Source organism: Amycolatopsis sp. cmx-4-61 (genome assembly GCF_046548775.1).
Classification (GTDB): Bacteria; Actinomycetota; Actinomycetes; order Mycobacteriales; family Pseudonocardiaceae; genus Amycolatopsis.
In genome coordinates, this window is the sequence record NZ_JAEBEI010000004.1 from 334,015 (window position 1) to 347,995 (window position 13,981).

Here is a 13,981-nt window from a genome sequence, read left to right on the forward strand (position 1 = left end):
CCGCTAGGGTTGATCGTCTGGATGTGCTGGCTCAAGAGCAGCCGAACGGGAGACGCTGGTGACCGCCGCGCTCGACTCATCGTGGGATCCCCGCACGCGCTTGCGGGTGCTCCTGATCGAGGACGACGACGGCGACGCGCTGCTGGTCGAAGAGATGCTGGCGGACACGACCGTGCCGTACGCGCTGGAACGCGTCGAGACGCTCACCGCCGCCCTCAGCGGTCCGCTCACCGCCGACTGCGTCGTGCTGGACCTGCAGCTGCCCGACGCGATGGGCCTCAACGGGCTGACCAAGCTCGGGCAGCACGCGCCCGGGGTCGCGGTGGTCGTCCTGACCGGCCAGCACGACCAGGCGACCGGCGTCGCGGCGGTCGCCGCCGGCGCGCAGGACTACCTGGTCAAGGACCAGGTCGACGGCCCGCTGCTGGTCAAGGCGCTCGCGTTCGCCCGCGAACGCAAGCGCGCCGAGCAGGTCGAGCAGCAGTTCCTCCAGCAGCAGCTGCTCGCGAGCGAGAACGCGCGGCTCGAACGCGGCCTGCTGCCGAGCCCGCTGCTGCGCGATCCGCACCTCGACCTGGCCGCCCGCTACCGCCCCGGTCGCAACGGTTCCCTGCTCGGCGGCGACTTCTACGACGCGATCGAGCTCGCCGACGGCACGGTGCACATGATGATCGGCGACGTCTGCGGCCACGGCCCGGACGAGGCCGCCCTCGGCGTCGCGCTGCGGATCGCCTGGCGTTCGCTCGTGATGGCCGGCCTGCCGATGGCCGACGTGCTGAGCATGGTGGAGCGGGTCCTGGTGCACGAGCGGATCGAGCCGCTGTTCGCCACCGTGTGCATGGTCGTCATCGCGCCGGACCGGCGATCGCTGCGGTTGTCGCTGGCCGGGCACCTGCCGCCGCTGCTGCTCACCCCCGGCGACGGGCACCTCCTCTCCCGCGAACGCCTCGGTGTGCCGCTCGGTGTCGTCGAGGGGGCGAAGTGGGAAGCGCTGGACGTCCCGCTCGAGCCGGGGTGGTCGCTGCTGCTCTACACCGACGGGGTCTTCGAGGGCCGCGTCGGCGCGGGGTCCGAGCGGCTCGGCCACGAGCGGATGGCCGCACTGGTGCTCGACATCAAGCGCGAGACCGGGATCCACAACCACGCCCTGCTCGACGAGCTGATCGCCCGCGCCGAGCGGCTGAACTCCGGCCCGCTCGACGACGACGTCGCCCTTGCCCTGCTGAGCCACACCCCGGGGAGTCCGCTCGATGAGCGCTGAAGCACGCGGCTGGCCGATCCGCCGCTGGCTGACCGTCCTCGCCGCCGCCGAAGCCGTGCTGCTGGTCGCCGCGCTGGTCGCGGCCGGCATCGCGCTGCACAACCTCACCGAGGCCCGGACCCGCCTGCTCGACGTGGTGGCGCCGCAGCGCCTGGCGGCGAGCCAGCTGTCCACCGCGCTGCTGAACCAGGAAAGCGGCGTCCGCGGCTACCAGCTGGGCCGCCGGCCGGAGTTCCTCGTCCCCTACACCGACGGTGTCCGCTCGCAGGCCGACGCGGTGAGCCAGCTGCGGCAGCTCGGCGCGGCCCCGGGCACCCGGATCGGCGACGACCTGGCGGCCGTGCTCCGCGCGGCCGGCGCCTGGCAGGCCGCGGCCGAGCCCACCATCGTCCCCGGTGCGCCGCCGGTCACCCCGGCCGAGGTCGAACGCGGCCGGATGCTGTTCGTCCCGGTGCGCACGGCGCTCGACACCCAGCTCGACCACCTCGCCGCGCTCCGCGACGCCGGCCGCGCCGACCTGGACCGGGCGGCGCGCTTCCTGAACGCGATGTTCGTGGTCGTCGGCCTGCTCGTCCTGCTGCTGTTCGCCGTGCTGTTCCTCGGGTTGCGGCAGGTGATCACCCGGCCGATCCTGCGGCTGGCCGGCGAGGTCCGCCAGGTCGCCGACGCCGACATCCACCACCCGGTGCACGGCCGCGGGCCGCGCGAGATCGCCCAGCTGGGCGCGGACGTCGAAGCGATGCGGCAGCGCATCCTCGACGAGGTCGCCGAGCTCGAGCGCGCGCACGCCCTGCTGGACCGGCGCACGCGGGAGGCGGAGGAGTCGAACGCGATGCTGGACCGGCGCACGCGGGAAGCGGAGGAGTCCAACGCGATGCTGGACCGGCGCACGCGCGAGCTGGAACGGTCCAACGCCGACCTGGAGCAGTTCGCGTACGTCGCTTCGCACGACCTGCAGGAGCCGCTGCGGAAGGTGGCGAGCTTCTGCCAGCTGCTGCAGCGGCGTTACGAGGGCCTGCTCGACGAGCGCGGCGAGCAGTACATCGAGTACGCCGTCGACGGCGCGAAGCGGATGCAGACGCTGATCAACGACCTGCTGGCGTTCTCGCGGGTCGGCCGGAAACCGGGCGAGCACGTCGTGGCCGACGCGGGCGCGCTGGTCGACGACGCGACCGCGAACCTGGAGGTCGCGCTCTCGCTCAGCGGCGGCAAGGTCAGCCGCGGTGACCTACCCCAGGTGCGCGTCGAACCGGCGTTGCTGACCGCGGTGTTCCAGAACCTCATCGGCAACGCGCTGAAGTTCAAGGGCGAAGCCCCGCCGGAGGTGCGGGTCACCGCGGAGCGGGACGGCGACGACTGGGTGTTCTCCGTGGTGGACAACGGGATCGGCATCGACGCCGAGTACGCCGAACGGGTGTTCGCGCTCTTCCAGCGGCTGCACACGCGGTCGGCGTACCCGGGCACCGGCATCGGCCTGGCGTTGTGCCGCCGGATCGTCGAGTACCACGGCGGCCGGATCTGGCTCGACACCGAAGCCGTGGACACCACGTTCCGCTTCACGCTGCCCGCCATCGAGGACAAGGGGACCGCATGACACCGGCGCCGACCCCGATCGACATCCTGCTCGTCGAGGACGACCCCGGTGACGTCCTGATGACCCGGGAAGCGTTCGCGCACCACAAGATCCGCAACCCGCTGCACGTCGCGGAGGACGGCGTCGAAGCGCTGCGGTTCCTGAAGCGGGAAGGCCCGTTCGGGGCGGCGCCGCGGCCGGGGCTGATCCTGCTCGACCTCAACCTGCCCCGCAAGGACGGCCGGGAGCTGCTCGGCGAGATCAAGCAGGACCCCGGGCTGCGCACGATCCCGGTGGTCGTGCTGACGACGTCGGAGGCGGAGGAGGACATCCTGCGCAGCTACGAGCTGCACGCCAACGCCTACGTGACCAAGCCGGTCGACTTCGAGAAGTTCGTCGAGGTGGTCCGGAAGATCGACGACTTCTGGGTCACGGTGGTGCAGCTGCCGCCCCGGTAGCCGTTTCGCGGGGAGTGCGGCACGATGGGAGGCCATGACCCCCTCGCCGCCGGACCTGCCCGCCACGGAGCTGGCCGTGACGCTCGAGTGGCGGGGCCGGACCGCGGTGCTGGCCGTGGCGGGGGAGATCGACCTGCTCAGCGCGCCGGAGTTCGGGGAAGTCGTCGACGTGGTGCTGGCCGGTGGGCCGGAGAAGCTGGTGGTCGATCTGCGTGAAGTGACGTTCTTCTGCTCGGCTGGGCTGCAGGTGCTCGCGGCGGCCCACCGCAGGCTGCCCGAGCGCGCGCTGTGCGTGGTGAGCGATTCCCCGGTGACGTCGGGCCCGTTGAAGACCACCGGGCTCGACACGTGGATCGGCCTGCACCCGACCGTCGACGAAGCACTGCGGTGAAGCGGATGCCGGAACCGTTCCGCTGCCACGGCGTGCCCGCCGCCCCCGGCGCGCTCCGCCGCCTCCGGCACGACCTGATGGCGTGGGTACTGGCAGCGGGGGTCGACGAAGACCGGGCCGGCGACATCGTGCTGGCCAGTTACGAAGCACTGGCGAACGTGGCCGACCACGCCTACGACGAGGGCGAGCCCGGGGTGGTCGACGTCGACGCGGCGGTGCACCCGGGCCGGCTCGAAGTGGTGATCGCCGACCACGGCCGGTGGCGGACGCCGGTCCCGGACCCCCGCCCGGTTTCCCTGCGCGGCCGGGGCCTGCTGCTGCTGCGGGCGAGCGCCGACCGCGCGGACATCACCCCGGGCGAGCAGGGCACGGTGGTCACGCTGAGCTGGAACCTGGACCCGATCAAGTCCTGACCCGAGCGCCCCAATGTGGCCTTCGGTGCGTCAGACGCACCGAAGGCCGCCTTGGGTGCGTCACACGCAACCAAGGCCACATTGGGGTGCTACTTGACGACGGCTCCGGTCTTCGGGTCGAGGGTGACCTTGCGGGCCTTCGGCCACCAGAAGTCGAACATGCCGTTGAGCGAACCGGCGCGCGTGTCGAACGACGAGTCGCCGATGCGGCCGGTGAACCAGTTGTCCTCGATGAACTTCAGCACCGAGGTCTGGTCGGTCAGCGTGTGGTCGACGTGGTTGACCCGGCTGAACGGCGAAACCACCAGCAGCGGCAGGCGCGGGCCGTAGCCGCAGCGGTCGGCGTACGTGCCCAGCGTCGTCGGCTTGGCCGTGCACACCGCCTGGTCCTGCGAAGCGTCGTGCGAGCCGTTGACGATCGGCGACTTCTGGTGGTCGTACCAGCCGTCCGAGTCGTCGTAGGCCAGCACGATCGCCGTCGACTTCCAGTCCGGGGACTGCTGGATCCGGTTGATCTCGCCGACCACGAACTGCTGCTCGTCCAGCGGGTCCGAGTAACCCGCGTGACCGTCCTGGTACTCCGGGGCCTTCAGGAAGCTGACCGCGGGCATCGAGCCGGCCTGCAGCGAGTCGTTGAAGTCGCTGATGTCGTACTGGTGGTTCGCGCGGTCGGTCTGGCCGATCGCCTGCACCGAGGACGGCGGGAGGTGCTTCGGGTTCGCCGTCGACGGGTAGTACTGGAACGGCTCGTGGTGCGGGCTGTAGTCGACGACCGCGTTGCCGCCGATGTTCGTGTGCTTCTGGCCGCAGACCGCGTACCCGTTGGCCGTGCCGGTCGGGCGGAAGCCGCCCTGGAACCAGCCCCACGTCACGCGGCGCTGGTTGAGCAGGTCACCGATGTTGCGGCCCCGCATCGTGGCCAGGTTGTCCTTGCTCGTGTGGTTCTTGCCCGAGCAGTCGTCCCAGGCCGGGTCCGGGTCGTTGATCACCGTGCCGACGCCGCCCGCGTCCGGCGACTGCACCACGTACGCGTCACTGACCGGCTCGTGCGTCACCGGGTCGACGGCCTGGCCACCGTGCGTCTGCCCGGAAATCAGGTTGAGCGCACCGGGCGTCGACGGGCCGAAGACGGTGTTGAACGAGTTGTCGTTCAGCGCGTAGTGCTGGGCGTAGTTCCACATGCCGGTGACGGTGTTGCCGTCGTAGTAGTCCATGACGAGGCCCGGCTCGCCGAACAGGATCGGCTGCCCGGTGCACTTGTCCGTCTCGGTCTTCTCGACGAACTTGTCCATCTTGCCGCCGTCGAAGGCGGCCTGCTCCGCGCCGTAGTTGTGGTTCTGGTCGCAGGTCAGCGCCTGTTCGTGCGTCAGCCGCTTCGGGTTGTACGCGTTCGGGTTGGCGGTCAGCAGCCTGTGGTCAAGGCCGTTGACCTTCGGGGTGCCGTGCGCGGCGGTGAACGGCGTGCCGTCGGTGTTGGCGGCGTCCGGGTAGGTGCCGAAGTAGTGGTCGAACGAGATGTTCTCGCCGAAGATGACGACGACGTGCTTGATCGGCGTCGACGTCGGGATCCAGTGCGCCGGAAACAGGTTCAGCGGCTGGGCGTCCGCGGAGGCCGCCGCGGAGCCGGTGACGACGGCCAGTGTGGCCACCGAGGCGAGTGCCCCGGCGCCGAGCAGGCCGCGCCGTCGCCGGCGGGTCCTTGTGTCCACAGTGGATTCCTTTCGTGGTGGGGATGGAGAAGTTCAGGCGAGCAGGGCCCGCCCGAAGTGGTCGTCCGGTCCGGTGACACCCGGCAGCGCGAAGAAGTAGCCGCCGCCGAACGGGGAGATGTAGTCGGTCAGGGGTTCGCCGGCCAGGCGCTTCTGGACGGCCTCGAACTGGCGCTCGAGGTCCTGCTGGTAGCACACGAAGACCAGGCCCATGTCGAGGTTGCCGTTGCTGTCGACGCCGCGGTCGTAGTTCACCGCCCGGCGCAGGATCCGGCTGGCGTCGGTCTCCGGTGTGCGCGGGTTCGCCTTCCGGATGTGGCTGGTCAGCGGGATCACCGTGCCGACGGGGTCGTCGGCGTACCGCGGGACGTCGGTCTCCGCCGTGCCGTCGAGCGGGGCGCCGGTGTCGCGGCGGCGGCCGAACATGTTCTCCTGCTCGGCCAGGGAAACCCGGTCCCAGAACTCCACCAGCATCCGGATCAGCCGGATGACCTGGTAGCTGCCGCCCGCCGTCCACGCGGGCTCACCCCGTGTCCACACCAGACTGTCCACTTCTGAGCCGGTGGGGTTGGCGGTGCCGTCCTTGAAGCCCATCAGGTTGCGCGGTGTGCCCTCCGGGCGCGGCGGGGAGCTGAAGCCGTTGAGCTTCCAGCGCAGCTGCATGCCACCGCGGGTGGCGCGCGCGATGTCCCGCAGCGCGTGCAGGACGGTGTCGGTGTCGTTCGCCGACAGGACCAGGCTGAGGTCGCCGTGGCACTGGGCGGGGTCGAGGGCGTCGTCCGGGAACGTCGTCATCGGCTTCAGCTTGGCGGGCTTGAGTTTCGCCAGCCCGTACCGGTCGTCGAACAGGCTCGCGCCGACGCCGAGGATGACGCCGAGGTCGCTGCCGGGGACCACGGGCCCGAGGACGCCCGAGTCGGCGGGCGGCGCGGTGATCCCCAGCGCGGCGGGCGCCCCGCCGGCGGTGAGGAACCGGGCCCGGTCGGTGACGGCCCGGAAGAGCTCGGTGAGTTCGGCTTTGGACTCGGCGACGGCGTCGAAGGAGGCGAAGACCGTCTGGGCGGGCGGCTTCCGGAGGATGGCGGCCTGGTGGTCGCCGTGGAAGGGCACGGGCGAGCTGCCGTCGGGCACGCTCGCGGAGGAGGCGCCGAGCCCGGCCCCGGCGGCCACGGTGAGCCCGGCGCCCATCGCGGCCCGGCGCAGGAACGACCGGCGCGGCAGGTTCGTCACGAGACCCTCCTCGCGCGACAAGGGCCGGTTTCGGCGCGGTCGTGCTGCGGGTGCGTCACGAGACCCTCCTCGGCTCGGCGATCGCCGCGATCGGGGCCAGCAGCTCTGTCAGCTCGCTCACATCCGCGTCGAGCTGCTGCCGCTGTGCCCGGCTCAGCTCGGCCGGGCGGACCCACGTGCCGTCCGGACGGCGGGCGGCGTCCAAAGCGGACTGCGTGCGGTTCAGCCAGCTGTCCACCTTGGACAGAGCCGGGTACCGGGGCGCCAGCAGGGGCCGCAGGACGTCCAGGACCGCGCGCGTTCCGTCGAGGTTCGCGCGGGCCGTGGCCAGGTTGGTGCCGCTGCCGTAGTCGGTGCGGCCGGTCAGTTCGAACTGCAGGGTGTTCTCCATGATCTCGTGCGCGCGCAGCCCCAGGTCGTTGCCGTCGACCTGGCTGCCGGCGAAGGACGTCTGCAGCGCGTGGGTGTCGGTGTCGAGCCGGTCGGCGACGGCGGCGAGCGCGCCCAGGTCCTCGCCGTGCCAGAGCCCCTGCTCCAGGCGGTGGAAGCCGGTGAACCCCGGGTCGGCGACCCCGGCGGGCAGGCCGTCGGCCGTGCCGTTGAGCGCGCCGTCGGAGTCGCCGAACGCGTCGTAGGCCGCGCCCAGCCGCTCGTAGGTCAGGTGGGCGGTCAGCCACGCGGCCCGGCTCGCCGCGCGGTCCCCGCCGTGGACGGTGGTCTTCAGCGCGCCGGTGTTCGCGACCAGTTCGCCGAGGCCCGTCGTGACGTGCTGCTGGTAGGCCTTGAGCGGGCCGAGCAGGTCGTCGTGCGTCACCGGCGCGACGCCCGGCCCGGTCCGCTCGGCGCCGCCGGTGACCTGCACCGCCGGCCCGACGATCGCGCCCGCGTCCTCGGGCAGGCAGCGGAACGCGTAGCTGCCGTTGCCCAGGTTGACCCGCAACGGCCGGGACGTCGCCGCGCCGAGGCCTTCGACCTCGCCGTAGATCACGCCGGTCGCCGGGTCGATCAGGTCGACCTCGGCCGTCACCGACCCGGTGTTGTGCAGGCGGAAGGTCTGCGGCCCGGGCTTGGGGTCCGTCCAGCCGGTACCGCAGGCGGAGCGCGAAACCGCGATCTCGGGGTCGACGGCGGCCGCGTCGTCCGGCCAGAACGCCACGACACCGCCCGCCGCGGCGGCCAGCACCACGGCCACCACGATCCAGCGGCTACGCACTGTCCCCGGCACGCCGGCTCTCCCGTCACTCGATCGGACCATCCCGGTCCCGGATTATGCGAGCCTATCGCCCGGAAAACCGCATCGGATCGGATCGAAAGGGGGAAGTTCACCCGGACTTCAGCCAGGCGCCCACGAAAGGGGGAGAATTCAGACGTTTCCCTGTGCCAGATCTGTCGGGTTCGGGTTGTTCGACCGGTTCGCCGAGCTCACGGCAGCGGCGCACCCGTCTCCAGCAGCGTCTTCAGGCTGGACAGCAGCGCGGGCCAGCCCTGGCTGCACATCGCCAGCGTCTTGCTGCCATCGTCGAAACCGTCGTGCAGCACGGTCAGTTTCACCATTTCCCCGTGCGGTTCGATGGTGAACGTGACTTTGGAACGGCTTTCCCGTCGCAATTCAGCCAGCGTTTCGCCGTCGATCCCGTTTCCGTTCGCCCAATCGGCGGTGAAAGTGTGCCAGGTGTAGGACAGCCTGCGGTACGGCTCCGATTCCAGGACGACCTGCTCGGGGTCTTGCGTCTTCGCGCCGCTCTCGGTCCACGTCATCGGTGAACCCGTTTTCCAGTCGGTTTCGAGGGACACGCCCCAGTACTGGCGCGTGAAGGCGGGGTCGGTAAGCGCTTGCCAGAGTTTTTCCGGGGTCGTGTTGATGTAGGTGGTGTAGGCGAACTCGTTCATCGGGGCGGACTCCAGTGCTCGTTTCAGGTCGGCCAGCGCGCCGGCCCGCCGCCGGTCGTAGCGGGTCATCCAGCGCTCGGCGATCCCGTTGATCGGCGCGGCGTCGAGGTGGTGGAGCTTTTCGCGGCCGCGCCAGGTGGTCGTGATCAGCCCGGCCGCCTCGAGCACGGCCAGGTGCTTGCTGACCGACTGGCGGGCCATGTCCAGTCCCGCGCACAGTTCGCGCAGGGTCTGGCCGTTGCGCTCGTTGAGCACGTCCAGCAGCCGGCGTCGGCTGGGATCGGCCAGTGCCTTGAAGACCTCGTCCATCGCGCCTCTCCGAAAAGGCAGCCGGATGGCTGCCTTTTGACGATAGGCAGCCATCCGGCTGCATGTCAAGCGCGGGGGACTACCGGAAGCGGATCACCGTGATGCTCGCGAGGACGAAGAACACGAGGATGACGAGCGTGCCGGTCTGGTTGCCGGACGAGCGGGTCACGACCTGGTCGACGGCGCCGGTGAGCCGCACGCCGCACTCGGCGACGACGGTGTGCCGGCCGGCCTCGATGCGGGTGAACTCGACCGGCGCGGTGAAGGCGCCGGAGCTGTCGGTGTAAGCGGTGCCGACCTCGGTGCCGTCCGACAGCAGCGTCACCACCCGGCCCGGCAGGCAGCCCTTGCCGGACGCCGAGAGCGGCTCACCGGGTTTGACGCTCGGCCGGTCGAGCACCAGTTCGCCGGGTTTCGGTGTGGTGCTGGACGTCGCCGGGGTGCCGGGCGTGGCCGGCGGAGCCGTCGTCGTCGGCGGCGTGCTCGTCGTCGTGGGCGGGGTGGTGGCGGTCGTCGGGGTGGCCGGGGTCGTGGTGGTGCCCGGCCGGGTCGGGCGCGTGGTGACCGGCGGCGGTGGCGGGGTGGTCGTCACCGGCGGCGGGGGTGCGGTGGTCGGCGTGGCTGTCACGGTGAACCGGCTGCCCGCGCTGAGCGGCCCGCCGGTGCGGGCGTTGGTGCACGTACCGGTGACCGGGTAGGTCCCCGGCTGGGCGCCGCCGGGCACGGTGGCCGCGACCGTGCCGCTGGTCTGCGTGAGGGTCGCGGTCGCCGACCACATCGGCGTGCCGTTCCAGGAAAAGGTGACCGGTCCCTTGCAGGGGTAGAAATTCCAGGAAATGGTGAAGGAACTCCCGGCCTGCCCGCTCGACGGTTTCAAACCAACCGACGATGTGTATTGTGCGTCGGCGGTGCCGGCCGCCGCGAGCAGAAGCAACGTTCCGGCCACGGCCCCGAAAACCAGCCGAACCACGAATCGCATTGGGACGTCCCTCCCCGGTGTGTGCTCGCTGTAGCATTCCGGACCAGTCGGATAACGCAAGTAGGGGTGCCCAATGGGACGTGTCATCGCGGCGGGGGTTGCGTTGGGTTTGTGTGCGGTGCTGCTGGGCGCCCCACCCGCTTCCGCGGAGTCCGCGACGCTGCGGCTGCAGGTGTCGATCGACCAGCGGCCCATCGAGGACGCCACGATCCCGATCGATCCGGCGAACCAGGTCGAGCTGCAGGTCGTGGCGACCAACCCGGGCACGGCGCCGGTGAAGGTCCGCAGCGTGCGGCTCTCGGGGGTGGCCCTCGCCCTGACGTTCTTCGCCTACGACACGACCGCGCCCTTCGAGGTGCCGGCCCGCGGCTCGGTGTCCCGGACGTTCGTCCTCGACCTCGGCGACCTGGCCGGGCAGGCGACCGGGCTGCTGCCGTCGTCGGTGGAGCTGCTCGACGCCGGGCGCGTCACGCTGGGTGAGGCGACGACGGTCGCCGACGTCCGCGGCTCCTTCTGGTCGGTCTACGGGGTCTTCGGCCTGGCGATGCTCGTGCTGACGATCCTCGCGTGGGTGACCGCGCTTCTCGCGCTGGCCCGGCACCGGCTGGCGCCCAACCGCTGGCGCCGCGGCGTGCGGTTCCTGCCCGCCGGGTTCGGCACCGGCCTGGTCGCGGTGATCAGCCTGTCGGTGCTGCGCCTGGTCCCGCCGGAGCCGGCGGTCGAGATCCCGGTCGTGCTCGGTGCGGCGGCGATCGCGTTCCTGCTCGGCTACCTGACCCCGTCCCCGGCCCCACCGGCGGTCACCGAAAGCGACGCCACGGTGCAGCTGCCGGTCCCGTCCACCCAGGAATTCACCCGATGAGCGCACCGGCCGAGCTGGTCGCCGCCCTGCCGCAGTACGACATCGGGGAGTCGATCGGCGAGGGCGGCATGGGTGTCGTGTTCGCCGGCGTGCACCGGACGCTGGGCCGCAGCGTCGCGATCAAGCAGCTGCCGTGGGACGTGCTCAACCACGCGGCGAGCAGCGAGCTCTTCGACCGCGAGGCGCGGGTGCTCGCCAGCCTGGACCACCCGCACATCGTGCCGGTGTACGACTACGTCCGGACGGGCCGCGAGCACCTGCTGGTGATGGAGCGGCTCGACGGCGGGACGGTGCACAGCCGCTTCCACGGCGGCGGTGTCAGCGGCGAGCAGGCGTGCGCGATCGGGCTGGCGATGCTGGCCGGGTTGCACGCGGCGCACCGGGCGGGCGTGCTGCACCTCGACGTCAAGCCGCGGAACCTGCTGTTCAGCACGCAGGGCGTGGTGAAGGTGGCCGACTTCGGCATCGCCCGGGTGATCAGCGAGGGCGCCACATTGGTGACGCACGGTGGCGAGATCCTGGGAACGCCGGCGTACATCGCGCCGGAGCAGGCGATGGGCAACGCCTTGAGCCCGGCGGCGGACGTGTACGCGGCGGGGACGGTGCTGTACGAGCTGCTCTCGGGCCAGTTGCCGTTCGACAACACCCGGGGCGCGATCAGCATGATGCGCCAGCACATGTTCACCGACCCCCGGCCGATCGCGGGCGTGCCGGCCCCGATCGCCGGCGTGGTGATGCGCAGCCTGGCCCGCGAACTGGACGCCCGCTACCGGGAGGCGGAGTCGTTCGCGGCCGACCTGGCCGCGGCGGCGACGGTGGCGTACGGCTCGGGCTGGCTGGAGCGCTCCGGGGTGCCGGTGCTGCACCTGACGCCCCGGGTGATCGCGGGGTTGAACGCGGCGACGGCGCCGGCGCCGCCGGGGGAGGCCCGGACCCGCCCGGTGGCGCGGCCGGGGGCGACGCTGGTGGGAGCGCCCGCCGAGGTGGACGACCCGGGCTGGCCTGGTGGTGCGGGTGCGGGGTCGGACGGTGCCGGTGCCGGGTGGCCCGGTGGTGTGGCTGGTGCGGGGTCGGGCGCCGAGGGCGGGTGGTCCGGCGGGCAGGGTGGTGCCGGATCGGGCGGCGCGGGGTGGCCCGGCGGACAGGCCGGTGCGGGGTCGGGCGCCGAGGGTGCCGGTGGTGGGTGGTCCGGTGGGCAGGGGGGTGCCGGGTGGCCTGGTGGTGCGGCTGGTGCCGGGCCGGGCGCCGAGGGCTCCGGTGCCGGGTGGCCCGGCGGTGCGACCGGTGGCGCGGCCGAGGGTTCCGCGGCTTCACAGGCCCTGGTGGTGTGGTTGCGGCTGGCGGCAGCGGCGGCGGCGATCGTTCTCATCGTGCTCGCCCTGCTCAACCCCGCTCGGCTGTCGCACCAAGGAGCCACGCTGAGCCTCGGGGGCGCCTCCGTCTCCGCGCCGGTCGAGGTGGATCTCAGCAAGCCGCTCGTTCTCACCGGGCCCGGGAATCCCGGCCGGGTCGAGCTGGACCTCTCCGCCGCCGGAATTCCGCTCGGGTCCGCGTCGGCCGAGGCCAAGCCGGGCGCCGGCGGCTTCACCGCCGAACTCACCCTGCCGGGGATCGCCCGGTGGATCGTCGGGGGCGCCGTCACCGCCGACGTGCGGACCGGCTCGGCCACGCAGTCCTTCACCCTGCTCACCAGCCAGCACCCGCTGGCCAGTGCGATGGGCGCGGGCAGCCTGATCCTCGCGTTGTTCGCCCTCGCCTACCTCGAATCGGGGCTGCGCACGATCCGCAACGGCCACCGCTGGCGCGGCGCGGCCGTCGGCGGCCCCGTGCTGGGGCTGCTGTTCGGCGCGGCGGTGTGGCTGTGCGTGTCCGTGCTGCGGGTGCACGAGCCGTCGCCGAGGTTCGGGGCCGGGTGCGCGGTGGCGGGCGCCGTCGCGGCCGGGCTCGTCGTCGCCGCGGCCCGGCGGCGGGCGTCCACAGTGGTCAGTCGACCATCCGGACGGTGACGTGCGGGCTGTAGCTCTTGCGCCGGCTCCACCCGTTTTCGGCGCACAGGCTCAGCTGGATGGCGCGGTCGGCCGGCGCCCAGTAGCCGGTGCGGACGAAGTAGCCCTCCATCGTGTTCAGCGAGCCGAGGGTCTTGCGCGCCGAGCACATCTCCCAGCCCCACTGGCGCCCGGTCTTCTCGACACCGTTGCGGCGCACGGAGATCCGCGGATTGCCGACCGCGCGGACGTCGGTGCCGCCGTCGGTGACGTAGACGACGCCGTCGATCTTGTAGAACCGGTTGTTGTCCAGCAGGGCCACCTGGCCGGAGAGGGCGATGCCGACCCGGGCGTCTTCGGCGCCCGTGAGCGTCCACTCGAGACAGAATTCCTGGACCGGGAGTTCCAGCGACTGGGTCATGACTAGTATCCCCTGTTCTCACTGAGCGTCCTTTCCGAAGATAAGGATTTCCCGGGCGCCGGGAAGGGGTGCGGGCGATCTTCACCCGAAGCGGTTCCGGACGTCGGATACCTTGTCGCGCAGGGGTTCTCAGGCGATGGGGTGAAGGAGGGCACGGGGGGTGACAACGGCGGTTCCGGGTGGGTGGTCTTCGGTGCACGGATGGCTGTTGGTCACTTTGGGTGAGATTGCGCTGCGGGTCCGGTGGTGGGTCTGGGTTATTGGCCGTTGGCTTTCCGCCGACCCGGACGCCGGATTGTTCAACGGCCGCCACGCCGCGTCAAGGCGGGAAAGCGTGCCTTGACCCGGCGCGGCGGCCGCTGAGGCGGCGGCGTATCGGGTCGGCAGGGGGGTGTGGTCGGGGGATGCTTGCGGCGGGTGGGTTGTCGTCTTCTGGGGTGCTTGCCCGCGCGCCGGTATGCGGTGGGCTCGGTTGCTCCGGCGTCTCGCCTTTGGTGGCT

Annotated in this window: 13 protein-coding genes; 7 read left to right on the forward strand and 6 right to left on the reverse strand. The window is 71.7% G+C overall.

The window, feature by feature from the left end; all coding sequences use genetic code 11:
- Positions 1-58 precede the first annotated feature (58 nt).
- Genes ACLJOU_RS16415 through ACLJOU_RS16435 form a run of 5 tightly spaced genes read left to right on the forward strand, consistent with a single transcriptional unit; the run spans position 59 to position 4,096 of the window.
- Positions 59-1,261 (forward strand): PP2C family protein-serine/threonine phosphatase, encoded by a 1,203-nt coding sequence (locus ACLJOU_RS16415; RefSeq protein ID WP_410568162.1) that lies wholly within the window; start codon positions 59-61, stop codon positions 1,259-1,261.
- The gene (locus tag ACLJOU_RS16420; protein ID WP_410568164.1) at positions 1,251-2,855 is read left to right on the forward strand and encodes a sensor histidine kinase; all 1,605 of its coding nucleotides are present in this window, start codon (positions 1,251-1,253) and stop codon (positions 2,853-2,855) included. Before ACLJOU_RS16415 ends, ACLJOU_RS16420 begins: the two co-directional genes overlap by 11 nt.
- On the forward strand, positions 2,852-3,292 hold the full coding sequence (locus ACLJOU_RS16425; protein ID WP_410568166.1) for a response regulator: 441 nt from the start codon (positions 2,852-2,854) through the stop codon (positions 3,290-3,292). The genes ACLJOU_RS16420 and ACLJOU_RS16425 overlap by 4 nt, the downstream gene beginning before the upstream one ends.
- Positions 3,293-3,326: 34 nt before the next feature.
- Positions 3,327-3,683, forward strand: coding sequence for an STAS domain-containing protein (locus ACLJOU_RS16430; protein WP_410568168.1), 357 nt, complete (start codon positions 3,327-3,329; stop codon positions 3,681-3,683).
- Between the two features lie 5 nt (positions 3,684-3,688).
- Entirely contained in the window at positions 3,689-4,096 is a 408-nt protein-coding gene (locus tag ACLJOU_RS16435) for an ATP-binding protein (RefSeq protein WP_410568169.1), read from the forward strand.
- Positions 4,097-4,185: 89 nt separating this feature from the next.
- On the opposite strand, the gene ACLJOU_RS16440 is transcribed toward ACLJOU_RS16435, so the two are convergent.
- From ACLJOU_RS16440 to ACLJOU_RS16460, 5 genes are all read right to left on the reverse strand, one after another.
- Positions 4,186-5,805 carry a phospholipase C gene (locus ACLJOU_RS16440; RefSeq protein WP_410568171.1) on the reverse strand — a complete coding sequence of 540 codons (1,620 nt, stop codon included), beginning with the start codon at positions 5,803-5,805 and terminating at the stop codon, positions 4,186-4,188.
- Between the two features lie 33 nt (positions 5,806-5,838).
- Entirely contained in the window at positions 5,839-7,035 is a 1,197-nt protein-coding gene (locus ACLJOU_RS16445; protein ID WP_410568173.1) for a Dyp-type peroxidase, read from the reverse strand.
- Between the two features lie 55 nt (positions 7,036-7,090).
- A complete protein-coding gene (locus ACLJOU_RS16450; RefSeq protein WP_410568354.1) occupies positions 7,091-8,248 on the reverse strand; it encodes an EfeM/EfeO family lipoprotein in 1,158 nt (385 codons plus the stop codon).
- A gap of 209 nt (positions 8,249-8,457) precedes the next feature.
- Positions 8,458-9,234, reverse strand: coding sequence for an ArsR/SmtB family transcription factor (locus ACLJOU_RS16455; RefSeq protein ID WP_410568175.1), 777 nt, complete (start codon positions 9,232-9,234; stop codon positions 8,458-8,460).
- A gap of 79 nt (positions 9,235-9,313) precedes the next feature.
- Positions 9,314-10,111, reverse strand: coding sequence for a hypothetical protein (locus tag ACLJOU_RS16460; protein ID WP_410568177.1), 798 nt, complete (start codon positions 10,109-10,111; stop codon positions 9,314-9,316).
- 175 nt (positions 10,112-10,286) lie between these two features.
- Here ACLJOU_RS16460 and ACLJOU_RS16465 point away from each other — a divergent pair, with 175 nt between their 5' ends.
- Together ACLJOU_RS16465 and ACLJOU_RS16470 are read left to right on the forward strand one after the other, a co-directional pair.
- Positions 10,287-11,075 (forward strand): hypothetical protein, encoded by a 789-nt coding sequence (locus ACLJOU_RS16465; RefSeq protein WP_410568179.1) that lies wholly within the window; start codon positions 10,287-10,289, stop codon positions 11,073-11,075.
- Positions 11,072-13,081 carry a serine/threonine-protein kinase gene (locus ACLJOU_RS16470; RefSeq protein ID WP_410568181.1) on the forward strand — a complete coding sequence of 670 codons (2,010 nt, stop codon included), beginning with the start codon at positions 11,072-11,074 and terminating at the stop codon, positions 13,079-13,081. Before ACLJOU_RS16465 ends, ACLJOU_RS16470 begins: the two co-directional genes overlap by 4 nt.
- Here the strand turns inward: ACLJOU_RS16470 and ACLJOU_RS16475 are convergent.
- The gene (locus ACLJOU_RS16475; protein ID WP_410568183.1) at positions 13,059-13,481 is read right to left on the reverse strand and encodes a hypothetical protein; all 423 of its coding nucleotides are present in this window, start codon (positions 13,479-13,481) and stop codon (positions 13,059-13,061) included. The genes ACLJOU_RS16470 and ACLJOU_RS16475 overlap by 23 nt on opposite strands.
- Between the last annotated feature and the right edge of the window lie 500 nt (positions 13,482-13,981).